The sequence below is a fragment of the Qipengyuania benthica genome, assembly GCF_030717865.1.
Classification (GTDB): Bacteria; Pseudomonadota; Alphaproteobacteria; order Sphingomonadales; family Sphingomonadaceae; genus Qipengyuania; species Qipengyuania benthica.
In genome coordinates, this window is the sequence record NZ_JAVAIL010000001.1 from 648114 (window position 1) to 670003 (window position 21890).

A 21890-nucleotide genomic window follows, 5' to 3' on the forward strand; every position below is an offset into this window, starting at 1 on the left:
CAAGAACGAACGGAGCGGCCGGGGTTAAGATCGGTTAACTGCTTTCGACAGGCATGTCGCAATTCCCATGGGAGCACTATCGCTCGCATGAGGAAACCCATCGCCTTTGGCCTGACTGGCCTCGCCATGCTGACAGCGGCTCCCGCGCTAGCGCAATCCCGCGACGATTTCGGCTTCGAAGCGCGACAGCCGGGGCATAGCGGCGAGTTAGCCCCCTATCTGCAATGCGTGCCCTATGCCCGCGAGGTTTCGGGGATCAGGATTTTCGGCGACGCACATACCTGGTGGGAGCAGGCCGAGGGTCGCTATGCCACCGGCCATGCGCCCCGGGTCGGGGCGGTGATGGCGTTCCGGCCGCACCGGTCGATGCAATTGGGCCATGTCGCCGCGGTCAGCCGGGTGGTCGACAGCCGCTCCGTCCTGCTCGATCATGCAAACTGGTCGCCGATCGACGGTCGCCGCGGCCAGATCGAACGCGATGTGCTGGCGGTGGATGTCTCGCCCGGCAACGACTGGAGCGCTGTTCGCGTCTGGTATGATCCACTCGGCGCGCTCGGCACCACCGAGTGGCCAGTCGAAGGCTTCATCTATTCCGATCGTGCGCGCGGCGCTCCCATGCGCATCGCCCAAGCACCGAGCCAGGGACCGACCCGGCTGAAAAGTTCGCGCCGTTTCCTCAGCGCCTTCAACGAATTCTCGAACTGAGAACCCGATGCAAGCTTGGGGCGGATCAATCCGCCTTGGCGACCGGTGGATCGTCGCCCAGATCCTCGTACCAGGCTTCGACAGGTCCGGTCAGCTTGATCGTCAGCGGGTTGCCCTTGCGATCCATGGTCTTGCCCGCCTGGACCCGAATCCAGCCTTCCGAGATGCAGAACTCGTCGACATTGGTGCGCACCGCGCCCTTGAAGCGAATCCCGATGCCGCGCTTCAACAGCTCGGCATCGAAAAACTCGCTGCGCGGATTGACCGACAGGCGGTCGGGCGGGGTGTCTTGGGACGCTGTATCGCTCATGCCGCGCCCCTAAGACGCGGCGCAGGGTCTCGCAAGTTCAATCGGCTTGCACGAGACTTGCACTATCACAGCACGCGCCGGTCACGGCCGAGCTAGCGCCTTGCCAGGCTCAAATCTCGTCGGGATTGCGCCCCGGATCGTCTGTATCGGGCTGCGGAGGCTGGATTTCCGGGGGCTCGCGCATCGGCGCCTCGTTGGGCGGACCGCCCGGCGGCAGCTCGTTGGGAGCGCCGGGTTCGATCGTATCGGGTGAAGGATCGGGTTGGGTAGCCATGATGGGTTTCCTTAGTCGGGGGGAAGATTGGTTTCGGGATACATGGAATCGAGCCTTTCCTCGCCGGCACCATCCCGCTTGCTCCGCTTCGCCATCCGGTCCGACATCTCTTCGTTTATCTTGCTGATATCGCTGCGGTTGCCGAGGACTTCGCCTGCGGCGTCCCCGTCGCCGTCGAGCTCGGAGGCGGTTTTCGCATCGACGTCGGGATCGATCACCGGCGGGGTTTCCGGCGGGGTTCTGGGTCTGTCGTAGTCGGTCATATGTGCCTGCCTTTCACCCCTCAACGGTGGACCGGCCCCTGCCGTTCCTGCCATCCATCGCCGCGCTTGCCCTTTTTGGCGCTTCCGATTAGAGGCACGCGCCTACACGCGCGGCGTGGCTGTCGACGCGCGGCTTCGTTTGGGTTGCGGGCGTGGCGGAATTGGTAGACGCGCTGGTTTTAGGTACCAGTATCGAAAGATGTGGGGGTTCGAGTCCCTTCGCCCGCACCAGCCGCCCTCCGGCAGCCTCTCGCCCAGCACCGGTTAGACCCATTCAAGAGTACCCATACATGCAGATCATCGAGACGACCAACGAAGGCCTCAAGCGCGGCTACAAGCTGACGGTCCCCGCCAAAGACATCGACGCGCGCGTTTCCGCCGAGGTCAAGAAGCTCGCCCCGCAGGTCCGCATGCCCGGCTTCCGTCCCGGCAAGGTGCCCGCCAATCTGGTGCGCAAGATGCACGGCGAGCAGATGCACGCGCAGGTGATGAACGATACGATTCGCGAATCGATCGACAATCTGATGCGCGAAAAGCAGCTCCGCCCCGCGATGCAGCCCAAGATCGATCTCGACGAGAGCTACGAACAGGGTAAGGACGTCGAGCTGACGGTCGAGCTCGAAGTGCTGCCCAAGGTCGAGACCCCCGATATCGACGGGCTCAAGCTTGAAAAGCTGACCGTGCCGGTGACCGACGAGCGCGTCGACGAGGCGGTCGAGCAGCTGGCGTCGAACAACAAGAGCTACAAGGACGCCGCGAAGTCGAAGAAGGCTGCCGAGGGCGATCAGCTGATCATCGATTTCGTCGGCAGCATCGACGGTATCGAATTCGAAGGCGGCAAGGCCGAGGGCGCGCCGCTGGTGCTGGGTTCGGGCCAGTTCATCCCGGGCTTCGAAGAGCAGCTCACCGGGGTGAAGACCGGCGACGAGAAGACCATCACGGTCACCTTCCCCGAAGATTACCAGGCGCCGCATCTCGCCGGCAAGGCTGCCGAATTCGCCATCACCGTCCAGCAGGTGAAGGTCGAGGAAGATACCAAGCCCGACGACGAGTTCGCCAAGAATCTCGGCCTCGAGAGCCTCGACAAGCTCAAGGAACTGCTCCGCGGCCAGCTCGAACAGGAGACCGCCGGCCTCACCCGCACGCAGATGAAGCGCGCGCTGCTCGATCAGCTCGCTTCGGGGCATGATTTCCCTGTGCCGCAGGGCATGGTGGACGCCGAGTTCGAACAGATCTGGGCACAGCTCCAGCAGGAAGCCTCGCAGTCCGACGATCCCGCCGAAGCGATGAAGGAAATCGAGTCCGAGAAGGACGATTACCGTCACATCGCCGAACGTCGCGTCCGGCTCGGCCTGCTGCTTTCCGAAATCGGCCAGAGCAACGGGGTCGAGGTCAGCGGTCAGGAAATGTCGATGCTGATCCAGCAGGCGGCGCAGCAATACCGCGCCGAGGATCGCGAGCGCTTCATCCAGTATGTCCAGCAGGAGCCGATGGCCGCCGCCCAGCTGCGCGCCCCGCTCTACGAAGACAAGGTCGTCGATTTCCTCTTCGACAAGGCCGAAGTGACCGAGCGCGAAGTGACCCGCGAGGAACTCGAGGCGGCGATCGAAGCCGACGAGGACGCGGAAGAGGCGAAGCAGCCCGCCACCAAGAAGAAGGCTCCGGCCAAGAAGGCACCGGCGAAAAAGGCCGCTGCCGAGAAGGGCGAGGACAAGCCATCCGAGGAAGCCAAGCCCGCTGCGAAGAAGAAGGCTTCGCCCAAGAAGGAAACGGCTGCAAGTGAAGCCGCCGACGAGCCTGCTGCCAAGAAGGCTCCGGCCAAGAAGGCTCCGGCCAAGGGCGGCGCTGCGGACAAGTCAGCAGCCAAGAAAGCTCCGGCCAAGAAGGCTCCTGCCAAAAAGTAGGTCTGCATCGAGCAGACATGAACAGGGCGGCAGGTCGATGAGACCTTGCCGCCCTTTTTCTATGCTCGGATGAGGGCAGGGCGGACCTGACCTGAGTCAATCCGTTTGCGGAGCGGGCTCGATTTCGGCTTCCGCACTTTTGGCGGGGCGCGGGGCGAGATGGGGCATTTCTTCCTTCTGCCCGGTATGAATGTGCCCCCCGCGGCCCTCGACATAGGCGATCAGCGGCCCGGCCAGAACGCCGTGAACGAGGATCGAAACGAGTATCGCAAAACTCGCGGTGGCCCAAAGCAGCGGCAGTCCTTCGAAATCGCCGTGGTTCTGGCCGTAAGCGAGATAGTAGATCGATCCCATCCCGCGCACCCCGAGAAATGCGACCGCGAAAGTTCCAGCCAGCGGCAGCGGGGACCAGGTCTCGGACAGCATTCCCGCCAGGGGGCGGATTACGAACACCAGCGCCAGCCCCATCAGGGCCGCTGGCCAGGTGAGCGCGTTGAGCACCCCGCTCGCTAACATCACCCCGAAGCCGAGCAGCACCGCGACCAGCACGATCTGTTCGATCTGGTCGATGAAATGATGACTGATCTTGTGATAGCGGCTCGCGTTCTCGCGCTGTCGCGCGGTGACGGCGGCGACGAAGACGGCGAGAAAGCCATAGCCATGAATGAGTTCCGCCGAGCCATAGGCCAAAAGCAACGTACCAAGCACGATCAGCCCTTCGCGCGTGGAATATTTGGGTGTTGCATCCTCGACTTCCTCGATCGGCGCATCCGCCTCGCGCTCGAAGACGTACCAGGCGCCGAGCCGGCCGATGCCCCAACCGGCCGCGACGCCCGCGACTATCCTGTAGACAAGGTCGAAAGCCGCCCATTCGAGCGTCCAGCTACCCAGCGCCGACATGCCCAGAGCGGCGATCGCCAGATGGGTGAAGGGAAAGGCCAGCCCGTCGTTGATCCCGGCTTCCACGGTAAGGCTGAAGCGCACGTCGTGACGCTTGCCTTCGCCCGGCGGCCCGACCTGGACGCTGCGTGCCAGTACGGGGTCGGTCGGCGCCAGCGCCGCGCCGAGCAGGATCGCGCTGGCCGGGGCGAGGCCGATCGCCCACCAGCCGAGAAACGCCACTGCTGCGATCGTCAGCGGCATGGCGACCACGAGCAGGGGCCAGATCTGGCGCCAGTTGCGCCAGCTGACCGGCCGATCGATCGCGATGCCGGCTGCGGCCAGGCTGGCGATTACGATGAACTCGGTCACATATTCAAGGGTCAGAGCGTCGAACCCGTCCCATGCCGGATTGAAGAACGGCAGTCCCAGCGGCAGCGAGGCGAGCAGGAATCCAGCCCCGACGTACAGGATGGGCAGCGACATCCACATCTTCGCCAGCCAGCGTTCGAGCGTCACCGCCAGCATCAGCCCGACGCCGAAGATCACGAACATCATGATGCGAGGGTCGAATTCCACGGATTATCGCACGCTACGCTTGGTCATCGGGCATCAACGCGCGACGACTGGTTTCGGGGTCGAGGCGCCTCGCAGCGCTTCGACAGCATTGCCGACCTGCTTGATGGCCGTGGTCGGCGGCAGAGTGCTACACTGCATGTCTTCACAGTGCCGATCCGGAGCGGCTTTGCAAGAACCCTGAGAACAAGGATCCTCAGAAGTCGCCGCTCACGACGAAACGAAAGATCGGCCCGATCCGGCGATCGGCGGATTCGTGGAACAGCACGTCGCCGCCCTCTCGCGACCCGTCATATACGGTTCGGCGGTAATAATTCCGTCCGCCGAGCAAATTGCCCGCGCGGGCCTGAACCGTCAGCCCCAGGACGTCCTTGTGCTCGACGAAGAGCGTGCCGAAGAAGGGACCTTCCCATTCGCGTCCTTCCTCATAGCGCCGGGCATAGGGGGCATTGTCGAAATGGCTGAGGTCGGCACCCCAGGCCCAGTCGCTTTCGGGGATGTCATGGCGAAACGCTACTTCGAGCGCGCCTTCCTGATCGTGGGAAAAGCCGCGGCTCAGCCCGGTGAAGGGATCGGCGACATCCATGAAGCGCTTCACCGCCTGAATATCGAAGCGTGCCCCTTTCCAGCCGATCGGGTCCATATTGATCGTGGCGTTCGCCTCGAGGTGCAGGCGTTTCGCGTCGCCGATATTGCCGCGCGCCTCGCCGCCGTTGGCGAGAGGGAACCAGTCGATGAAATCCTCGAACCAGGCCTGCCTGGCCTCCAGCTTGATCGATCCCCAGGGGCCGAACCGCCTGTTGGCTTCGACTTCGATGTTCCAGCTCTGGTAAGGGACCAGTTCGTTGTTCCCGCCGTTCGCATTGTCGTCGTTGAGCGAGACGCTCGCGAGGAAATCGCCGAAGGACAATTGGCTTACCCGCCGCGCGAGAGTGATCGAGAGGTCGAACCCGTCGGACGGCTTCCAGGTCGCAGCGAAGGATCCCTTCGGGCGCTGGAAACTGCGCGCATTTGCGGCAACGCCGGTCTGTTCGATGGTGGAGAATTCCATCGCGCCGATCGCCTGGACCGAGAGCGTCGGCAGAATCTGCCGCGAAAAGCTGAGACTCGCTTCGTAGCGGTTTTCGATCACGCCGCCGTTGCCACCCGGAAAAGGCAGTGCAAGGAATTCGCCGCCGGGAGCCAGTTCAAAGAGCGCCGAGGTGCGATCGAGCCGGTTGAAGGCGGCCTCGCCGGAGAGCTGCCAGTCGGCTTCCCACAGCTTCCAGCCATATTCGAAGCGGCCGATCCGTTCTCCTGCGCCGTTGGTCTGGTCGAAACGGTACCCCGTCGCCTGGCTGTCATCGTCGAAACTGTCGATCAGCGTGGCGGTGTAATTGTCGCGCTCATAGCGTTCGAGACCGATCAGCTTCATCGTGCCCGGGCCGAAAGGGAACTGGATATCGCCGCCGATCTCGTACTCCGGCCCGTCCTCATGGACATGCGAGGCGCGGGTGCGGACCGGACCGGCGACCGGATAGCCGACCTCCGGCTCATCGCGATAGAAGAAGTCTTCCCCATAGCTGAGGTTCAAATTCGCGAGGACGCCGCTGCCGAAATCGTAAGCGAAGATCGTCGCCAGCTTCGGGTTGTCGAATTTGCCCGAGAATTTCGTATATTGCCGTTCGATCAGGGCGCCACTGCGATCGGTGAGGACCACAGGGCCGTCGGCGCCGAAGCGGTCGTTGTCGTTCGAGACCGAAACCGTGTAATCCAGGCGACCGCTGCTACCGGTCATGGAGGCCTCGCCGCCAAACAGCTGGGCTTGGGTATTGTGCAGTCGAAAGCCCGTGTTCCAGCGGAACTGACCCGAAACGCCAGCGCTCTTGTAGATCACATTGGCCACAAGCCCGGTGAGGCCGGGAATGTTCAGCGTATTGCCGTCGACGAGTTCGATACGCACCACGTCGGCGGCGGGAATGCGGCGCAGCTGATCCTCGACGCTCTCGGACTTGCTCGAGAAACGCTCGCCGTTGACGATCACGTTCTGCGTGGCCTGACCGAGGCCGCGTTGACCCTGATTGTTGCCGCCGGAGATCGTGAACCCCGGAATACGCGTGACCATGTCGAAAGCGTTGCGAGGCGCGAATTGCGCAAAATAGGCTGGTTCGAAGACCCGCGCTCCCGCCGCCGGTGCGGCCGCATCGGGAGTTTCTGCGCTACCCGCCGGTGGCGTCTGCGCATGGGCCGGAGCGGCAGCGGCAACAAGGGCGATTGATGAGGCGGCAAGGAGGAGCGTGCGCAGGGCCATTGATAATCGTTCTTCCGGTCGTTGATCCGGACCGTCGTCTACAACTGTAAGCGAAGATTCCAATTCAGCCTCGACCGCCAGCCGATTAGACCCGACCAACGGATTCGACCCTTCTCTCCGGGCTCGAAGGCGATCGCCGGGCGACAAGCTGCGGAACGCGGGGTCGAAGCCCCTTGAATTCATCCCCACAGTCGCGACATAGCGGTTTCATTCACTCACGACAGGATTCTCAACGACATGATCGATCTGAGCGCGCAACTTGGCGATACCTACGGCTCGCAGGGGCAGTTTTCCCGCGACCCGGTGACCGGCGCGCTGGTTCCGGTGGTGGTCGAGCAGACCAGCCGCGGCGAACGCAGCTTCGACATCTTCAGCCGCCTGCTGCGCGAACGGATCGTGTTCGTGACCGGCCAGGTCGAGGACGGCATGGCCTCGCTGATCACCGCGCAGCTGCTGTTTCTCGAGAGCGAGAACCCGTCCAAGCCGATCAGCATGTATATCAATTCGCCCGGCGGTGTTGTGACCGCCGGCATGGCGATCCACGACACGATGCAGTACATCAAGCCGCGCGTCTCGACCGTCTGTCTCGGCCAGGCCGCCAGCATGGGCAGCTTCCTGCTCGCCGCGGGCGAGCCGGGGATGCGGATCGCGCTGCCCAACGCGCGGATCATGGTCCACCAGCCTTCGGGCGGTGCGCGTGGCATGGCCTCGGACATCGAGATCCAGGCGCGCGAGATCCTGCGGATCAAGAAGCGCATGAACGAACTTTACGAGAAGTACACCGGCCGCAGCCTCGAGGAGATCGAGAAGGCGATGGACCGCGACACCTTCCTCGAAGCCGACGAGGCCATGACCTTCGGCATCGTCGACAAGGTGTTCGAGACGCGGCCCGAGAACGAGGAAAGCGACGAAAAGCCCGGCAGCGGCGGCGCTCCGAGCTGATCTGCATTGCTTAACGGGCTCTAAAGCGTAGCATTTTGGCAACCTTGCCGCTTCAGCTTGCGGCAAGGCGGTTGCGCTATAGCTATTTATGAAGGAAACCGACCTGTCCGGCCCATGGGGGCCGAGTCAACCAGCTGGGTCAGGCGGGGAATTATCAAGGTATGACCGAATTGAGCGGAACCGATAGCAAGTCGACGCTGTATTGCAGCTTCTGCGGCAAGTCCCAGCATGAGGTGCGCAAGCTGATCGCGGGCCCGACCGTGTTCATCTGCGACGAATGCGTCGAACTGTGCAACGACATCATCCGCGAAGAGACCAAGGCCGGCATCGCCGGGCGCAAGGAAGGGGATATCCCCGCTCCTTCGGAGATCTTCGCGACGCTGAACGATTACGTCATCGGCCAGGACCGCGCCAAGCGCGTGCTCTCGGTTGCGGTGCACAATCACTACAAGCGCCTCAAGCATGCCGGAAAAGCGGGCGATGTCGAGTTGGCCAAGTCGAACATCCTGCTGGTCGGGCCGACGGGCTGCGGCAAGACGCTGCTGGCGCAGACGCTGGCGCGCACTTTCGACGTGCCCTTCACTATGGCCGATGCCACCACGCTGACCGAAGCGGGTTACGTGGGCGAGGACGTCGAGAACATCATCCTCAAGCTGCTCCAGGCTTCCGACTACAATGTCGAGAAGGCGCAGCACGGCATCGTCTACATCGACGAGATCGATAAGATCACCCGCAAGGCGGAAAATCCCTCGATCACCCGCGATGTCTCGGGCGAGGGCGTCCAGCAGGCGCTGCTCAAGCTGATGGAAGGCACCACCGCCAGCGTTCCGCCGCAGGGCGGGCGCAAGCATCCGCAGCAGGAATTCCTTCAGGTCGACACGACCAACATCCTGTTCATCTGCGGCGGCGCCTTCTCGGGCCTGGAAAAGATCATCGGCGACCGTTTGCAGAAGCGCAGCATCGGCTTCGGCGCGCATGTCGCCGATCCGGACAAGCGCCGCGTGGGCGAATTGCTCGAGAAGAGCGAGCCCGAAGATCTGCTCAAGTTCGGCCTGATCCCCGAATTCGTCGGTCGTCTGCCGGTAATTGCAACGCTGCGCGATCTCGATGTCGACGCGCTGGTGACGATCCTGACCGAGCCGAAGAATGCGCTGATCAAGCAATACGCCAAGATGTTCGAGCTCGAGGACGTGGAGCTTACCTTCACCGACGAAGCGCTCAAGGCGATCGCCGACCGCGCCATCGCCCGCAAGACCGGCGCCCGCGGACTGCGCTCGATCGTCGAAGGGATCCTGCTCGACACGATGTTCGACCTGCCCGACATGGACGGGATCACCGAGATCGTGGTCGACAAGGATGTGGTCGAGGGTCGCAAGGATCCGGTCCGGGTTCACGGCGGCAAGAAGGACAAGGAAGAAGCGGCCTGACGATGGCGGCATGGCTACCCCTCTGGGTCGCCATGCCGTTCGTCGGACTGCTGCTTCTGTCCGGTCTCTGGGCCGGCCGTCGCTACGCACGGTTCGAGCAGCTTCCCGGGCATTACGACATAGCGGGCAATCCCACTCGCATGGCTCCGCGCCGGACGATGGTGTGGATGCTGCCGATGCTCTTTTCGCTCGTATTGCTAACCATCGCGACATTCACCGCCTTGATCCCGCGCGAGATGCAAAATGGCGAACCGGCGATCGGTGCCTTGTTTGGCGGGGTCAGCTTGGTCGCAGCGCAGATGTTCGTCCTATGGCTGACCGAACGGTGGGCCCGCCGCCAGCCGTAGCCGCGGCGCACACCCTCAACATCCGCCCGGACAATCCTCGCGGCTGATCTCCACCTGCACGGTCGTATGGCCGATGCGGTGGTGGTGTTCGAGTTCTTCGGCGATTTCCCGCAAGAACGCGTCGCCCGGATGGCCGCCGGGCATTACCAGATGCGCGGTCAGCGCGGTCTCGGTGGTGCTCATCGGCCAGATGTGCAGATCGTGGACCGCCTCGACCCCGGGGAGCCCTGTCAGATAGCCGCGCACCGCGCTTTCCGAAATCCCCCGCGGCACCGCCAGCAGGCTCATTTTCACGCTGTCCTTGAGCAGGCCCCACGTGCCCCAGGCGATCACCAGCACAATCAAGAGGCTCACGGCCGGATCGATCCACACCGCCCCGGTCCACAAGATCGCCACGCCGGCGATCACCACGCCCAGGCTCACCAACGCATCGGCGGCCATGTGGAGGAAGGCGCCGCGGATGTTGAGGTCGTTCTCCCGGCCGCGCAGGAACAGCAGCGCGGTGCCGGTGTTGATCGCGATCCCGATACCCGCGACCACCACCATTGTCATCCCTTCGACGGGAGCCGGTTCGGCCATGCGGGCGATCGTCTCGTAGAGGATCGCGCCCACCGCGATCAGCAGCAGCGCCGCATTGGCCAGCGCGGCGAGGATGGTGGAGCTCTTGTAGCCATAGGTGAATCGGTCGGTGGGGGGGCGCTTCGCCGCCACGCTCGCCGCCCAGGCGAGCATCAGCGCGAGCACGTCCGAGAGGTTGTGACCGGCATCCGCGATCAGCGCCATCGAGCCCGAAAGCCAGCCATAGGTCGCCTCGATCACGACGAAAGCCGTGTTGAGAACGATGCCGATCAGGAAGGCGTTGCCGAAATCGGCAGGCGCGTGGCTGTGCCCATGCCCAGCGTCGTGCTGGTGGCTGTGCGAGTGACCGGCGCCCATGGGAGTTACTGGTAGACGCAGGCGTCGAGCGCGTCACGCCCGACCACGCCGATCCTTGCGGAGATGGTGTTGCCGTGGCGGCGCAGCCAGCCCGAGGGGTTGACCACCGATCGCTCTTTGGGCTGCGGCAGCGCGGCCGCCATCCGCGCCGCTTCCAGCTGCGAGAGATCGGCGGCGGATTTGTCGAAATAGCGCTGGGCGCCCGACTCGGCACCATAGGTGCCGATCCCGGTCTCGGCGACGTTGAGATAGACTTCCATGATCCGCCGCTTGCCCCAGATCTGTTCGATCAGCAGCGTGAACCAGGCCTCCGCCGCCTTGCGGGCATAGCCGCCGCCCTGCCACAGGAAGACGTTCTTGGCGGTCTGCTGGCTGATCGTCGAGCCCCCGCGGATCCGGCCTCCTTCGGCATTCCTGCGGATCGCGGTCTCGATCGCCTCGCGGTCGAAGCCGTCGTGGCTGCAGAACTTGCCGTCCTCCGCCGCGATCACCGCGCGGACCAGATCGCGATCGATATCCGCCAGCGGCTCCCAGTCCTTGGTGATCCCGTTCTCGTCCATCAGCATGGTCGCGGTAACGGGCACGGGGACGAATTTGAACAGCACCACCAGCGCCAGGCTCAGCGCGACGAAGCCGACGATCAACTTGACTAGGAATGTAGCGACGCGCGCGATCATCGGGGCGGGTTAGGCAACAAGCCTGGCGCACGCAACGAAAAGGCGGCCGCTCCTGCGCTCGATCGCAAGACGGCCGCCTTCGTTGCGTGGTGTTCGAAAGCTGTCAGGCGGCGATCGGCATCAGCCTCTCGCCGGCGATGGCCTTCATCGCCTTCTGGAGCTTTTCGAATGCACGCACCTCGATCTGGCGGATGCGTTCGCGGCTGACGTCGTAGACCTTGCTCAATTCCTCGAGCGTCTGCGGATTGTCGGTCAGCCGCCGTTCGGTCAGAATATGCTTTTCGCGATCGTTGAGGCTGTCCATCGCCTCGACCAGCATCTCGTGACGCACGGTCTTTTCCTCGACCTCGGCGACCGTCTCGTCCTGGAGCGGTCGATCGTCGGTCAGCCAGTCCATCCATTCGCCCGAACCGTCTTCGCCATTGCGCATCGGCGTGTTGAGCGAGCCGTCGCCGCCCATCATCATCCGCCGGTTCATGTTGATCACTTCCTGCTCGGGAACGCCGAGCTCGGTGGCGATCTTGGTCACATCCGCGGGGTGGAGGTCGCTGTCCTCATAGGCCTCGAGCTGCTTCTTCATCCGTCGCAGGTTGAAGAACAGCTTCTTCTGCGCGGCGGTGGTGCCCATCTTTACGAGACTCCAGCTGCGCAGGATGAATTCCTGGATGCTGGCCTTGATCCACCACATGGCATAGGTCGCGAGGCGGAAGCCGCGATCGGCCTCGAATTTCTTGACGCCCTGCATCAACCCGACATTGCCTTCGGAAATCAGATCGGAAACCGGCAGGCCGTAGCCGCGATAGCCCATGGCTATCTTGGCCACGAGCCGCAGGTGCGAGGTGACGAGCTGCGCCGCAGCGTCCGAATCCTCATGCTCCTCGAAACGCTTGGCGAGCATGTATTCCTGCTCTGCCGTCAGCACCGGGAACTTCTTGATTTCGGAGAGGTAGCGGTTGAGGCTCTGCTCGCCGCCGAGCGCCGGGACGCTCAATGATTTGGAATTGCTCACGATTACCCTGACCTTTCTAGCGTCAGCCTCCATGCGCCAGACCCCTGCCGGGCATCTGGCCGTTCGGGCCACTGGTTTGCTTATAGACTATGGAAGCGCGCCTGAAAGCGCCTTTCATCGATTTCAACGAGCGGTTTCGTCGATCAGTTCCCGCATGTCCCGGGGCAATTCGGCGGTGAATTGGACCTTCTCGCCGGTCGCCGGATGGATGAAGCCGAGCTCCGCAGCATGCAGTGCCTGGCGGGTGAAACCGAGTTCGGAAAGCAGCGCTCGCAGCGCCTTCGGTGTGCGTCCGTAGATTGGGTCCCCCAATAGCGGATGCCCGATTGACATAAGGTGAACCCGGACCTGATGCGTCCGCCCGGTCTCGAGCCGGCATTCGATCAGCGTCGCGTGATCGAGCCTCCGGATCGCCCGGTAATGGGTGATCGCGTGCTTGCCGCGTTCGGCATCCTCGGGAAGCACCGCCATCTTCTTGCGGTCGCGATCCGAGCGGCCGAGACGCGCCTCGATCGTGCCCGAGGGCGGGTTGGGGTGGCCGGCGCAGACCGCCAGATAGCGGCGATGGATCGAATGATCGGCGAATTGCCCGGCCAACCCCTCATGTGCCGCGTCGGTCTTGGCGACCACGATCAGCCCCGAAGTGTCCTTGTCGATGCGGTGGACGATGCCGGGGCGCGCCACCCCGTTGATCCCCGACAACCGCCCGGCGCAGTGGAACAGCAGCGCATTGACCAGCGTTGCGTCGCGATTGCCCGCGGCGGGGTGGACGACCATTCCTGCGGGCTTGTCGACCACGATCAGATGCTCGTCTTCGAAGGCCACGGTCAGCGGAATATCTTGGGGCTCGACATCGAGTGGCTTGGCGGGCGGCAGCGCAATGGCGAATTGTGCGCCGGCCGCGATCTTGCTCGATGGATCGAGCGCGACCGCGCCGCCCACACTGATGGCGCCATCGGCGATCAGCCTCTTGACCCGTTCGCGCGACAGCCCCGCAGCGCCGGCCAGCGCCTTGTCGAGCCGGCCGGCCCGATCGATCGTCCCGGTAATGATTTCCTTGGCCGTCATGGTTACAGAGCCATGGGTGATGACCCTGCAAGTGACAAGCGAGCTGTTGGATACGCTGCTGGCCGAGGCCGAGGCGGCACATCCGCGCGAATGCTGCGGACTGCTCTTTGGGGGGGCCGGGGAGGGCCGGATAGACTCCATGGCGCCCGCACCGAACATCCATCCGCAGCCCGAAACCCATTTCGAGATCGATCCCCGGGCACTGATCGATGCGCATCGCGCCTCGCGCCTGGCGGGTCCGGAACTGGTGGGCTATTACCACTCGCATCCCGACGGAAAGGCGCGCCCCTCCGCCACCGACACCGCCATGGCCGCGCGCGACGCAATGATCTGGGCGATCGTCGCCGGGCAACGGGTGACGTTCTGGCGCGCCGGGGATGCCGGGTTCAGCGCGCTTCCCTATCGCCTGGTCACCCGCTAATGCCACGGCCCTGGCTTTAGAACTTTGGAAACCATGTCCGAAAACTCCTCCATCGACCTTGCCGCGTTGCTGTGTTCCCGCCTGTGCCACGATCTGCTGTCGCCGGTCGGGGCGCTGAGCAACGGGCTCGAACTGCTCGCCACCGAAACCGACCCGGCGATGCGCCAGAACTGCATGGAGTTGCTCGAACAGAGCGCGCTGGTCAGCACCAACAAGCTCAAGTTCTTCCGGCTGGCCTTCGGCGCCGCGGGCGGCTTCGGCGACCGGGTCCCGATCGAAGAGATGCGCAAGCTCATCGAAAGCCTGGTGGCGGACAAGGGGCGGATCGAGCTGAACTGGTCGCTCCCGCAGTCCAACCTGCCCAAGCCCGCGGTCAAGGTGATGCTCAACTTCGCGCAGATCTCGGTCGATTCGCTGGTTCGCGGCGGGACGCTCGACATCGGTGTCGAACTGCGCGACGGAGCGACCGAGATCGTGCTGCGCGCCAGCGGTCCGCGGATCGCCTTCGACGAGGTGCTGGGGCTCGCGCTCGAAGGTCGGCTCGACCCCGCGGAATTGTCGAGCCGCACCGCGCCGGCACATATGATCCACCTGTTGGCGCAGCAATGCGGCGGCGGGCTGCAATTCGCGCGCAGCGAGGATGCGCTGGTGCTGGGCGCGGTCCTGCCCGAGCCAGAGGGCATGATCGGATGAGCGACTTCGGAGCGGTCGGGGCGCAGCTGCCCGTCAGCAAGGACGAACTGGTCGATCGGGAGGTTCTGTCGCCCAATCACGACGAGCGCCTGCTGCCGATCACCATGGTGGTGATCCACTACACCGAGATGGAGGACAAAGGCTTCGCGATCGAACGCCTCTGCGATCCCGAGGCGAAGGTTTCGGCCAATTATCTGATCGGGGAGCAGGGCGAGGTCGTCCGGCTGGTGCCCGAGGAAAAGCGCGCCTGGCACGCCGGGGTCTCCTACTGGCGCGGGATCAAGGACGTGAACTCCGCCAGCATCGGTATCGAGCTCGATCATCCGGGTCACAAATACGGCTACCGCCCCTTTCCCGACGCGCAGTTCGAGGCGCTGGTGCCGCTGGTCGCGCGGATGGTGAAGCGCTACGATATCCCGCGCGCGAATGTCGTCGGCCATTCCGACGTCGCGCCGGCGCGCAAGATCGATCCGGGCGAGCTGTTTAACTGGGATCGGCTGGCTGAATACGGGTTGTGCCTGCCGCGCCCGCAAAAGCTCGAACGCGGCGATCCGTTCGACAACGACGCCTCCTTCTACCTCGCGCTCGAGCGGTTCGGCTACGACATCACCGACGGCCACAAGGCGGTCGAAGCCTTCCAGCGGCGCTGGCGCCCCGAACGGATCGACGGCGCGATCGACGGCGAAGTGCGCGCGATCCTGTTCCAATTGCTGCTGGACAGGGATCGGGGGCACACTAGATAGGCACCTGCCAGGGGGCTGGGCAGCCGCGTCGGAAAGCGATTTCCGCCGAGGAAAGTCCGGGCTCCACGAAGAAAGGGTGGCGGGTAACGCCCGCCCGGTCGACGCTTTTTGTGCCGGCCGAGGGACAGTGCCACAGAGAGCAAACCGCCGATGGCCCCGAGTTCCTTCGGGAGCGCGACGGCACAGGCAAGGGTGAAAGGGTGCGGCAAGAGCGCACCGGGGCGCACGGCAACGTCGCCCGCATGGTAAACCCCACCCGGAGCAAAGCCGAATAGGGGTCGCGCGTCCGGCTTCCGCAAGGACCGGGCAGGGTGCTTCGCCCCACGCGACCCGGGTTGGCTGCTCGAGCCATGGAGCAATCCATGGCCCAGATGAATGGCTGCCCCTGCGGCGCAGGTCCTTCGGGATACCGGTTGCAGGACAGAACCCGGCTTACAGGCCCCCTGGCATCATCCTTTGAACTGCGATCGGGCTCAGCCGAAGATCGCCACCGACTGCAGCCCGTCCATCACCTGGCGGCCATCGGCGTTCCACAGCCGCAGGCGTTCGCTCGAATAGCCCGCCAAGGCATGCTGGCTGGCGTTCTCGGACAGCCACCAGCCGTCGCTCGTCTGTGGTGCGGTGCCGAGCAGGTTGAACGACCAGTTGATCGAGCTGAGCGGCCCCGGCCGGGCCATGGCGCGCATCGCGCCGGGCGGCAGCACGTCGCCCAGCAGGATCAGTTCGCTCACCGGATCGAGCCCGGTCGGCGGCTTGAGGCGCGCCCAGCGCCGCACCACCGGATCGCCCGGGCCGCGCTGGTCCTGCGCGCGGCGCAGCTCGAAATTGTTCTGCAGGAAGGCCGGACCCTGATTGCCCATCACCTCTTCGGCCTGCCCTGGCGAGCCGGGCCAGTCGGGAAGCGGTGCCGCCTCGTGGCGGGCATTGGCCTCGCGTTCGGCGCCGAACAGGAAGAATGCGGTGAGGGTGCATCGGCCTTCGCACCAGATCTCGCTGCGCACCTGAGTGACGTTGCGCCCCTGGCGGACGATTTCGCGGCGCAGCTCGGCGGTTTCGTCCACCGGCGCGACGAAGGCGATCTGGCCTGCACGCAGCGGCGGCAGGTCGGGAAAGGCGCGGATCGCCGCAGTATAGGCGATCAGCGCCGAGGCCCCGCCATACAGCGTGCGGCCCTGTTGCCATTCGTCGAAGCGTCCGAAGCGGACCTCGCCCCCGGCGGCGGTGATCGGATCGAGCAGTTCCTGGATAGCCATGGAGGAGGGACATAGCCGCCTTCGCGGAGAGGTCCAGACTGACGTAACGGAAGGGAGATCGGCAGAACGTGGAAGCGCATTGCCATGCGCGCCCGGGTTCGCTAATGCGCCGCTTCCCATCGTCGTCTGGCGGCGGGAACCTCAAGGCCCGATGGCGGAGTGGTTACGCAGAGGACTGCAAATCCTTGCACGCCGGTTCGATTCCGGCTCGGGCCTCCACATCCTCGCCCACCGGCATTGCGACCAACCGCAATGCGAACCCGGTGCGCGATCTGTGCCGCTTTAGCTCAGTTGGTAGAGCACATCATTCGTAATGATGGGGTCAGGTGTTCGAGTCACCTAAGCGGCACCACCCTTTTCTTCACGCGGTGCGACTGCACCCTCTCGGCAGGCTGCGCGCGGCGGCGATCGCGGCTTACAGCCCCACGTTCATTCGCAGCCCGAGCATGTCGATACCGGGGTTCTGTTCGGAATTGAACAGCCGCGCATTGCTGATGTGGACCCAGCTCAGTTCGAGCGAGACGCGCGGGGACACGCTGGTCCCCACCGCGATTTCCGGGGCGAACAGCGCCCTGCTGCCCAGGTCGGTGCGGATGCGTGTGACCGGATCGACGCGGCGATCCGGAGCGTCGTGGATTGCGAGGCCGACACCCGGCCGCACATAGAGCGGGCCGACATCGAGTTTCCAAGATAGTCCCGCGGCGATGAAATTCGTGCCATCGGCGGTGTTGAGCGATCCGAAGGCATGCGCCGAGGGCTTGCCGATGAAGTCCAGCGCGTCGATCGGCACCGTTCGGGCGCCGATCTGGACATCCGCACCTTGTTCGCCCGTATCGAGACTGAAAGGAGTATCCACGGCGTGGGCATACAGCCCGCCGAAGACTTCGCCTGCTTGAGCGGGGGTTGCGACAAACCCGAAGGCGAGCATGGCTGCCATAAGCGATTTCTGCATTTTGGGAGATTCCTCGGAGTGGAACCATACCCATCGTCTTTCCTGGCTTGCGCCAAGCTGAAGGTGCGGGGATATCGGCCTCGCCGGGGCGGAGCTTTCTTACCGCTACGCGAAAAGGGTGCCGATCCTCACGCGGCGGCCGGGATCGCTTCCTTGGGCGAGAACAGCAGCGCGCCTTCCACGCGGTTCCGACCGCCCGCCTTGGCCTTGTAGAGGGCGGCGTCGGCAGCTTGGAGCAGGCCGTGCGGCATCGCGATCGTACCGCCGTTTGCCGCCATCGCAGTGGCCACCCCGACGCTCACCGTGACGACCGAGCTTACTGCCGCGTCGGAATGCGGGACGCCCAGCGCTTCGACCACGCAACGAATTCGCTCCCCTGCCGCCAGCGCGCGCTTGTAGTCGGTGCGGGGCAGAACGAGCGCGAACTCCTCGCCTCCGTAGCGCGCGGCCAGCGCACCGTGCTGCTCGGCGTGCGCATCGATCGCGGCGGCTACCGTGCGCAGACAGTCGTCGCCGACCTGATGGCCGTTGGCATCGTTGAACGCCTTGAAGCAGTCGACGTCGATGATGAGCAACGACAGGGCGCCGTTTTCTCCGAGCGCGGCGCGCCATTCTCTCTCAAGCTCTTCGTCGAAAGCGCGGCGGTTGGCGATCCCGGTCAGTCCGTCCTTGCGTGCGAACGCTTCCAGTCTGGCCTCCAGCGCCTTTTTTTCGGAAATGTCCCGCATGGTGAAGACGATGTCGGTCGGACGGCCGCTCTTGCGATCGAGCACCGTGCTGCAATTGGTTTCCACCCAGATGATGGCGCCGCCGCGCTGCCTGATCCGAAACTCGAGCTTCGTCTGCGGCACGGTTCCCGCAAAGTGACCCTCGACCGCCAGCGCGACAGCCGCCTGATCTTCTTCGTAGACGAAGCCGTTCTGCACGACGTCGCCGCCCATCGCGTAGATGTCCTTGAGCGGACAACCGAACAGGCGCTCGACCGAGGACGAAATGTAGGGCACGCGACCGTCCACTCCGAAGCGGAAGATGACGTCGCCGCAATTCTCCGCCAGCAGGCGCAGCGATTCCTGTTCGTAGGAGATTCGGTTCGCCTCGGCGGCCGTGTGGCGAAACCGCTGCAAGAGCGCACGCGCATATCGAAATGTGCTTTTCATGTGCCCAGCCCTTCTCCGAACGGCGATGATACTAAGGCAACAGCATTAACGAACATCCCACATTCGAACGATTTCAACGCAACCCGGATTAGTCGGCCCCAGCGGCTGCGCCTCCTGTTTCGCTGGCCGCCTTTCTGAACAGCCATGCGGAAAAGAGCCACGCGCCCGTAAGAACCACGGTAAACACCCACGCGAAATGTCCGGCAAGCTGGACGATGAGGCCCACGGCCAGTTGCGCGGCGGCTGCGGCAGTCATGGCGACGGCCATTCCCGGGGCGCGAAATCGCGATCCTATCGCCGCGAACAAGGCCAGCAGCGGAACCAGATCGAACCACAGATTGATCAGCCGATCCTCATTGCCGACGATTCCGACGGCTGCATTGGCCCACAGGGTGAGCAGTCCGGCCCCCAAAGCGACGGCGGTCCCGCCGCGATAGGCCCGACTGCCGCTGGCTCGGACCGCCAGTTCGAAGGCAAGGCCGACGCCGCCCAGCATCACGAAGGCGAAGACGAAATCCTCGGTCTGCCAAGCGACCTCGCTGGTGAATTGCATCGCGACGGCAGGCAGCGCGATCAGGGTCGCGATGACGCCCCATCCCAGGATGCGCCAGGGGTTGAAAAGCTTGTGGCCGGGTCTCTTGTCGATCTTGTTCATGGCCTTGTCTCCCTTTGTCCGAAAGCCCATGATTGTCCCGAACACGAGGTGAGCGGCATGAGTGAAAAGTGAGCAATTGCTGAAATGAGCGGCTCGGCAGTGCGCTTCGGGGCGTTCGATCTCGATCCGGTTAATCGCAGCCTCGCACGCGAGGGCACGCGGGTCGAACTCAACGCGCGCTATCTGGACGCGTTGATCCTGCTGGTGGAAGCGGCTGGGGAACTCGTCACCAAGCAGCGCTTCATGGACGAGGTGTGGCGCGGCATACCCGTGACCGACGAAGCGCTGACGCAGGCTATACGGACCTTGCGCCGGACTCTGGGCGACAGCGCGTCGGCACCCCGCTTCATCGAGACCGTCCCCAAGCACGGCTACCGGTTCGTCGCGCCCGTCGAGGCGGCGAATGGATCGACTCCCGAGGCAGTCCCGCCCGGTTCTCGGATCGCGTTCCCGAATGCTGAGCCAGCCCGCTCGCATTTCCTGCATCGCGCGTCGGCCGCAACGGGAGGCGCAATGCTAGCGGGGGCGGCGGTGGGTCTGGTCTATGGCTTCCTCGGCGCAGGACAACCCGGTGCGGGCGGTTTTGCCGGCGGTGGTTCCGGGGGCGGGGGAGCCGTCTCGTTGCTGCTGGTGCTGGCGCTGGTATCGATCTTTTCTGCCGGCGTCGCGGGAGCCGGGATCGGGGCGGGTCTCGCGGCATCGCGGTTCGTCCATCCCTGGCGGTGGTATTCTCCGATTGCCGGCGGCGCGCTTGGCGGCCTGACCATCGGAGCGCTCGCGAACCTGATCGGCAGCGATGCGTTTCGCCTGCTGTTCGGACACGAGGTCGGCGCATTCGCCGGAGCTTTCGAAGGTTTCGTCCTCGGTGCGGCGGTGGGTGCGGCTGCCTTTCTGGCTGGCCGCAGGCTTGCGCACTCCTTGGTCATCGCCGGACTGCTGGGTGCGGGGGCGGGGCTTGCGATTGCCGTGCTCGACGGCCGGATGATGGCGGGGAGCCTCGCGAGCCTCGCAGCGGCCTTTCCTTCCTCGCAGATCAGGCTGGAAGGGATAAGCAATGTGCCGGGAGAGGCGGAGCTCGGTCCGCTTGGCCGAGCCCTCACATCCGCATTTGAAGGCGCCGTCTTTTCGTCCGGGATTGTTTGGGGGATCGAGCGGTTCGGAAAGCGCTCGCTGTCGCGCGGCGCGCCCGAGCAGCAACTGGTCGCCTAGTCCGAACTCGCAGAGCGCAGCACTTGCGGCCGCTATTCGTCCGAGGTCCTGACCGAGCTGTTGCGGTGTGGGGCTTCGTAGGTCGCCCAGTCGCCCTTTGCGGGCGGTTCGGGCGGTTTGCCCGCCGGGCTTTCGATCCCGTCGCCATCCTTCAGCCGCACTCGGTGCAGATGAACCTTGGCGACCATGTTCGCCGAGATCGGGGCGGTGATGAACAGGAAGATCGAAACCAGCAATTCCTGCGCCGACCAGACATCCTGCGCAAGCTGGAAATAGGCGACCGAACCCAGCAGGATGCCGCCCAGGCCGAGCGTGGTTGCCTTGGTCGGGCCGTGCAGCCGCTCCATCAGCGTGGGCAGGCGGACGAGACCCCAGCTGCCGATCAGCGCGAAACTCGCGCCCAGTACGATCAGCAGGCTCGTAACGATTTCGGCGAGGCTGGGCTGGATCATTCGATGATGTCCCCTCGCAGCAGGAATTTGCAATAGGCGACGGTGCCGATGAAGCCGACCATCGCCAGCAGCAGCGCCGCCTCGAAGGAGACCGCATCGTTGTTAGCGATGCCGGTGAGCACGATGAGGGCGATGGCGTTGATGACCATGGTGTCGAGCGCGATGATCCGGTCGCCCACGGTGGGGCCGCGCAGCAGCCGCCACAGATTGAACGCAAAGGCGAGCACGAGGCAGGCGAAGCCGAAGATGACAGCATAGCCGATCATGCGAACACCTTCTTCAAACGCTCTTCGTAGCGCTGCTTGATCCGCGCGATCTCCGCGTCGGGATCGGCAGCATCGAGCGCGTGAACGAGCAGGTATTTGCCGCAGGCGGAGACATCGGCGGACACCGTCCCCGGGGTCAGGCTGATCGTCCCGGCGAAGACGGTGATCGCCTCGGGAGTGTCGAGCTCGAGCGGGATGACCAGCCATTGCGGGCGCAGGTCGCGGCTGCGCCGGAACAGGATGATGGCGGCGACTTCGAAATTGGCGACGATGACGTCCCACAGCACCAGCAGGACGTAGGGAATCCCGTAGCGGAAGCGGACATCGGGTCGGCGCGGCCAGAACGGCGCGGTGAACAGCGGGAGCAGCACGCCGATGACGATGCCGATTGCCAGCGCGCCGAACGACAGGCTGTTGGCCATCAGCAGCCAGACGAGCACCAGCAGAACCGAGAGCCCGGGATGGGGGATCACGCGGCGCAT

25 protein-coding genes, 3 tRNA genes and 1 other RNA gene are annotated in these 21890 nt (G+C 64.4%); 13 read left to right on the forward strand and 16 right to left on the reverse strand.

Annotation, left to right across the window (positions count from 1 at the left end):
* The first annotated feature begins 87 nt into the window (after positions 1-87).
* The gene (locus Q9K01_RS03245) at positions 88-705 is read left to right on the forward strand and encodes a CHAP domain-containing protein (protein ID WP_305928765.1); all 618 of its coding nucleotides are present in this window, start codon (positions 88-90) and stop codon (positions 703-705) included.
* Positions 706-730: 25 nt separating this feature from the next.
* Here the strand turns inward: Q9K01_RS03245 and Q9K01_RS03250 are convergent, their stop codons facing one another.
* From Q9K01_RS03250 to Q9K01_RS03260, 3 genes are all read right to left on the reverse strand, one after another.
* A complete protein-coding gene (locus tag Q9K01_RS03250; protein ID WP_305928766.1) occupies positions 731-1015 on the reverse strand; it encodes a DUF3297 family protein in 285 nt (94 codons plus the stop codon).
* A gap of 109 nt (positions 1016-1124) precedes the next feature.
* The gene (locus Q9K01_RS03255) at positions 1125-1289 is read right to left on the reverse strand and encodes a hypothetical protein (protein ID WP_305928767.1); all 165 of its coding nucleotides are present in this window, start codon (positions 1287-1289) and stop codon (positions 1125-1127) included.
* Between the two features lie 11 nt (positions 1290-1300).
* Positions 1301-1552, reverse strand: a complete 252-nt coding sequence (locus Q9K01_RS03260) for a hypothetical protein (protein ID WP_305928768.1) — start codon at positions 1550-1552, stop codon at positions 1301-1303.
* A gap of 146 nt (positions 1553-1698) precedes the next feature.
* On the opposite strand from Q9K01_RS03260, the gene Q9K01_RS03265 reads away from it, so the two are divergent.
* Positions 1699-1783 (forward strand) — tRNA-Leu (locus tag Q9K01_RS03265).
* A 59-nt stretch (positions 1784-1842) separates the two neighbouring features.
* On the forward strand, positions 1843-3456 hold the full coding sequence (gene tig, locus Q9K01_RS03270; RefSeq protein WP_305928769.1) for a trigger factor: 1614 nt from the start codon (positions 1843-1845) through the stop codon (positions 3454-3456).
* Positions 3457-3552: 96 nt separating this feature from the next.
* On the opposite strand, the gene Q9K01_RS03275 is transcribed toward tig, so the two are convergent.
* Positions 3553-4914, reverse strand: a complete 1362-nt coding sequence (locus tag Q9K01_RS03275; protein ID WP_305928770.1) for a cation:proton antiporter — start codon at positions 4912-4914, stop codon at positions 3553-3555.
* 193 nt (positions 4915-5107) lie between these two features.
* Complete coding sequence (locus tag Q9K01_RS03280) at positions 5108-7201, reverse strand: TonB-dependent receptor plug domain-containing protein (RefSeq protein ID WP_305928771.1); 2094 nt, start codon at positions 7199-7201, stop codon at positions 5108-5110.
* 237 nt (positions 7202-7438) lie between these two features.
* Between Q9K01_RS03280 and Q9K01_RS03285 the strand changes: the two genes are divergently transcribed.
* The 3 genes from Q9K01_RS03285 (at position 7439) to Q9K01_RS03295 (ending at position 9917) form a co-directional block, all read left to right on the forward strand.
* On the forward strand, positions 7439-8143 hold the full coding sequence (locus Q9K01_RS03285; RefSeq protein ID WP_305928772.1) for an ATP-dependent Clp protease proteolytic subunit: 705 nt from the start codon (positions 7439-7441) through the stop codon (positions 8141-8143).
* Between the two features lie 161 nt (positions 8144-8304).
* Positions 8305-9570 carry an ATP-dependent Clp protease ATP-binding subunit ClpX gene (clpX, locus tag Q9K01_RS03290; RefSeq protein ID WP_305928773.1) on the forward strand — a complete coding sequence of 422 codons (1266 nt, stop codon included), beginning with the start codon at positions 8305-8307 and terminating at the stop codon, positions 9568-9570.
* A 2-nt stretch (positions 9571-9572) separates the two neighbouring features.
* Positions 9573-9917, forward strand: coding sequence for a hypothetical protein (locus tag Q9K01_RS03295; protein ID WP_305928774.1), 345 nt, complete (start codon positions 9573-9575; stop codon positions 9915-9917).
* A 15-nt stretch (positions 9918-9932) separates the two neighbouring features.
* On the opposite strand, the gene Q9K01_RS03300 is transcribed toward Q9K01_RS03295, so the two are convergent.
* From Q9K01_RS03300 to Q9K01_RS03315, 4 genes are all read right to left on the reverse strand, one after another.
* Entirely contained in the window at positions 9933-10853 is a 921-nt protein-coding gene (locus tag Q9K01_RS03300) for a cation diffusion facilitator family transporter (protein WP_305928775.1), read from the reverse strand.
* 5 nt (positions 10854-10858) lie between these two features.
* Positions 10859-11530, reverse strand: a complete 672-nt coding sequence (gene mtgA, locus Q9K01_RS03305) for a monofunctional biosynthetic peptidoglycan transglycosylase (protein ID WP_305928776.1) — start codon at positions 11528-11530, stop codon at positions 10859-10861.
* Between the two features lie 103 nt (positions 11531-11633).
* Positions 11634-12572 carry an RNA polymerase sigma factor RpoH gene (gene rpoH / locus Q9K01_RS03310; RefSeq protein WP_422785279.1) on the reverse strand — a complete coding sequence of 313 codons (939 nt, stop codon included), beginning with the start codon at positions 12570-12572 and terminating at the stop codon, positions 11634-11636.
* A gap of 90 nt (positions 12573-12662) precedes the next feature.
* Positions 12663-13607 carry an RluA family pseudouridine synthase gene (locus Q9K01_RS03315; protein ID WP_305928778.1) on the reverse strand — a complete coding sequence of 315 codons (945 nt, stop codon included), beginning with the start codon at positions 13605-13607 and terminating at the stop codon, positions 12663-12665.
* Between the two features lie 19 nt (positions 13608-13626).
* On the opposite strand from Q9K01_RS03315, the gene Q9K01_RS03320 reads away from it, so the two are divergent.
* From Q9K01_RS03320 to rnpB, 4 genes are all read left to right on the forward strand, one after another.
* Positions 13627-14028 carry a M67 family metallopeptidase gene (locus tag Q9K01_RS03320; protein WP_305928779.1) on the forward strand — a complete coding sequence of 134 codons (402 nt, stop codon included), beginning with the start codon at positions 13627-13629 and terminating at the stop codon, positions 14026-14028.
* 33 nt (positions 14029-14061) lie between these two features.
* The gene (locus tag Q9K01_RS03325; protein WP_305928780.1) at positions 14062-14721 is read left to right on the forward strand and encodes a histidine phosphotransferase family protein; all 660 of its coding nucleotides are present in this window, start codon (positions 14062-14064) and stop codon (positions 14719-14721) included.
* Positions 14718-15464, forward strand: a complete 747-nt coding sequence (locus Q9K01_RS03330; protein WP_305928781.1) for an N-acetylmuramoyl-L-alanine amidase — start codon at positions 14718-14720, stop codon at positions 15462-15464. The genes Q9K01_RS03325 and Q9K01_RS03330 overlap by 4 nt, the downstream gene beginning before the upstream one ends.
* A gap of 7 nt (positions 15465-15471) precedes the next feature.
* Positions 15472-15915: RNase P RNA component class A (rnpB, locus tag Q9K01_RS03335), an RNA gene on the forward strand.
* 22 nt (positions 15916-15937) lie between these two features.
* On the opposite strand, the gene Q9K01_RS03340 is transcribed toward rnpB, so the two are convergent.
* On the reverse strand, positions 15938-16717 hold the full coding sequence (locus Q9K01_RS03340; RefSeq protein WP_305928782.1) for an acyl-CoA thioesterase: 780 nt from the start codon (positions 16715-16717) through the stop codon (positions 15938-15940).
* Between the two features lie 145 nt (positions 16718-16862).
* Between Q9K01_RS03340 and Q9K01_RS03345 the strand changes: the two genes are divergently transcribed.
* Positions 16863-16936: transfer RNA gene (locus tag Q9K01_RS03345), tRNA-Cys, on the forward strand.
* Positions 16937-16993: 57 nt separating this feature from the next.
* Positions 16994-17069 (forward strand) — tRNA-Thr (locus tag Q9K01_RS03350).
* A gap of 63 nt (positions 17070-17132) precedes the next feature.
* Here the strand turns inward: Q9K01_RS03350 and Q9K01_RS03355 are convergent.
* The 3 genes from Q9K01_RS03355 to Q9K01_RS03365 form a co-directional block, all read right to left on the reverse strand.
* The gene (locus Q9K01_RS03355; protein WP_305928783.1) at positions 17133-17669 is read right to left on the reverse strand and encodes an acyloxyacyl hydrolase; all 537 of its coding nucleotides are present in this window, start codon (positions 17667-17669) and stop codon (positions 17133-17135) included.
* A 128-nt stretch (positions 17670-17797) separates the two neighbouring features.
* Positions 17798-18826: a sensor domain-containing diguanylate cyclase gene (locus tag Q9K01_RS03360; protein WP_305928784.1), complete on the reverse strand. Its 1029-nt coding sequence runs from the start codon at positions 18824-18826 to the stop codon at positions 17798-17800.
* Positions 18827-18914: 88 nt separating this feature from the next.
* On the reverse strand, positions 18915-19481 hold the full coding sequence (locus tag Q9K01_RS03365; protein WP_305928785.1) for a hypothetical protein: 567 nt from the start codon (positions 19479-19481) through the stop codon (positions 18915-18917).
* A gap of 84 nt (positions 19482-19565) precedes the next feature.
* On the opposite strand from Q9K01_RS03365, the gene Q9K01_RS03370 reads away from it, so the two are divergent.
* Positions 19566-20690, forward strand: coding sequence for a winged helix-turn-helix domain-containing protein (locus Q9K01_RS03370; protein ID WP_305928786.1), 1125 nt, complete (start codon positions 19566-19568; stop codon positions 20688-20690).
* A 32-nt stretch (positions 20691-20722) separates the two neighbouring features.
* Here the strand turns inward: Q9K01_RS03370 and Q9K01_RS03375 are convergent, their stop codons facing one another.
* From Q9K01_RS03375 to Q9K01_RS03385, 3 genes are read right to left on the reverse strand one after another with little or no spacing between them, the layout of a single operon-like run.
* Positions 20723-21142 carry a Na+/H+ antiporter subunit G gene (locus Q9K01_RS03375; RefSeq protein WP_305928787.1) on the reverse strand — a complete coding sequence of 140 codons (420 nt, stop codon included), beginning with the start codon at positions 21140-21142 and terminating at the stop codon, positions 20723-20725.
* Positions 21139-21408, reverse strand: a complete 270-nt coding sequence (locus Q9K01_RS03380; protein WP_305928788.1) for a K+/H+ antiporter subunit F — start codon at positions 21406-21408, stop codon at positions 21139-21141. Before Q9K01_RS03380 ends, Q9K01_RS03375 begins: the two co-directional genes overlap by 4 nt.
* On the reverse strand, positions 21405-21890 hold the full coding sequence (locus tag Q9K01_RS03385; RefSeq protein WP_305928789.1) for a Na+/H+ antiporter subunit E: 486 nt from the start codon (positions 21888-21890) through the stop codon (positions 21405-21407). Before Q9K01_RS03385 ends, Q9K01_RS03380 begins: the two co-directional genes overlap by 4 nt.

Excerpts from the sequence above, each read along its gene's own strand:
- Q9K01_RS03245 (WP_305928765.1), top strand. The coding sequence starts at position 88 with ATGAGGAAACCCATCGCCTTTGGCCTGACTGGCCTCGCCATGCTGACA.
- Q9K01_RS03250 (WP_305928766.1), bottom strand. The coding sequence starts at position 1,015 with ATGAGCGATACAGCGTCCCAAGACACCCCGCCCGACCGCCTGTCGGTC.
- Q9K01_RS03255 (WP_305928767.1), bottom strand. The coding sequence starts at position 1,289 with ATGGCTACCCAACCCGATCCTTCACCCGATACGATCGAACCCGGCGCT.
- Q9K01_RS03260 (WP_305928768.1), bottom strand. The coding sequence starts at position 1,552 with ATGACCGACTACGACAGACCCAGAACCCCGCCGGAAACCCCGCCGGTG.
- tig (WP_305928769.1), top strand. The coding sequence starts at position 1,843 with ATGCAGATCATCGAGACGACCAACGAAGGCCTCAAGCGCGGCTACAAG.
- Q9K01_RS03280 (WP_305928771.1), bottom strand. The coding sequence starts at position 7,201 with ATGGCCCTGCGCACGCTCCTCCTTGCCGCCTCATCAATCGCCCTTGTT.
- Q9K01_RS03285 (WP_305928772.1), top strand. The coding sequence starts at position 7,439 with ATGATCGATCTGAGCGCGCAACTTGGCGATACCTACGGCTCGCAGGGG.
- clpX (WP_305928773.1), top strand. The coding sequence starts at position 8,305 with ATGACCGAATTGAGCGGAACCGATAGCAAGTCGACGCTGTATTGCAGC.
- Q9K01_RS03295 (WP_305928774.1), top strand. The coding sequence starts at position 9,573 with ATGGCGGCATGGCTACCCCTCTGGGTCGCCATGCCGTTCGTCGGACTG.
- Q9K01_RS03300 (WP_305928775.1), bottom strand. The coding sequence starts at position 10,853 with ATGGGCGCCGGTCACTCGCACAGCCACCAGCACGACGCTGGGCATGGG.
- mtgA (WP_305928776.1), bottom strand. The coding sequence starts at position 11,530 with ATGATCGCGCGCGTCGCTACATTCCTAGTCAAGTTGATCGTCGGCTTC.
- rpoH (WP_422785279.1), bottom strand. The coding sequence starts at position 12,572 with ATGGAGGCTGACGCTAGAAAGGTCAGGGTAATCGTGAGCAATTCCAAA.
- Q9K01_RS03315 (WP_305928778.1), bottom strand. The coding sequence starts at position 13,607 with ATGACGGCCAAGGAAATCATTACCGGGACGATCGATCGGGCCGGCCGG.
- Q9K01_RS03320 (WP_305928779.1), top strand. The coding sequence starts at position 13,627 with ATGACCCTGCAAGTGACAAGCGAGCTGTTGGATACGCTGCTGGCCGAG.
- Q9K01_RS03325 (WP_305928780.1), top strand. The coding sequence starts at position 14,062 with ATGTCCGAAAACTCCTCCATCGACCTTGCCGCGTTGCTGTGTTCCCGC.
- Q9K01_RS03330 (WP_305928781.1), top strand. The coding sequence starts at position 14,718 with ATGAGCGACTTCGGAGCGGTCGGGGCGCAGCTGCCCGTCAGCAAGGAC.
- Q9K01_RS03340 (WP_305928782.1), bottom strand. The coding sequence starts at position 16,717 with ATGGCTATCCAGGAACTGCTCGATCCGATCACCGCCGCCGGGGGCGAG.
- Q9K01_RS03355 (WP_305928783.1), bottom strand. The coding sequence starts at position 17,669 with ATGCAGAAATCGCTTATGGCAGCCATGCTCGCCTTCGGGTTTGTCGCA.
- Q9K01_RS03360 (WP_305928784.1), bottom strand. The coding sequence starts at position 18,826 with ATGAAAAGCACATTTCGATATGCGCGTGCGCTCTTGCAGCGGTTTCGC.
- Q9K01_RS03365 (WP_305928785.1), bottom strand. The coding sequence starts at position 19,481 with ATGAACAAGATCGACAAGAGACCCGGCCACAAGCTTTTCAACCCCTGG.
- Q9K01_RS03370 (WP_305928786.1), top strand. The coding sequence starts at position 19,566 with ATGAGCGGCTCGGCAGTGCGCTTCGGGGCGTTCGATCTCGATCCGGTT.
- Q9K01_RS03375 (WP_305928787.1), bottom strand. The coding sequence starts at position 21,142 with ATGATCCAGCCCAGCCTCGCCGAAATCGTTACGAGCCTGCTGATCGTA.
- Q9K01_RS03380 (WP_305928788.1), bottom strand. The coding sequence starts at position 21,408 with ATGATCGGCTATGCTGTCATCTTCGGCTTCGCCTGCCTCGTGCTCGCC.
- Q9K01_RS03385 (WP_305928789.1), bottom strand. The coding sequence starts at position 21,890 with ATGCGCCGCGTGATCCCCCATCCCGGGCTCTCGGTTCTGCTGGTGCTC.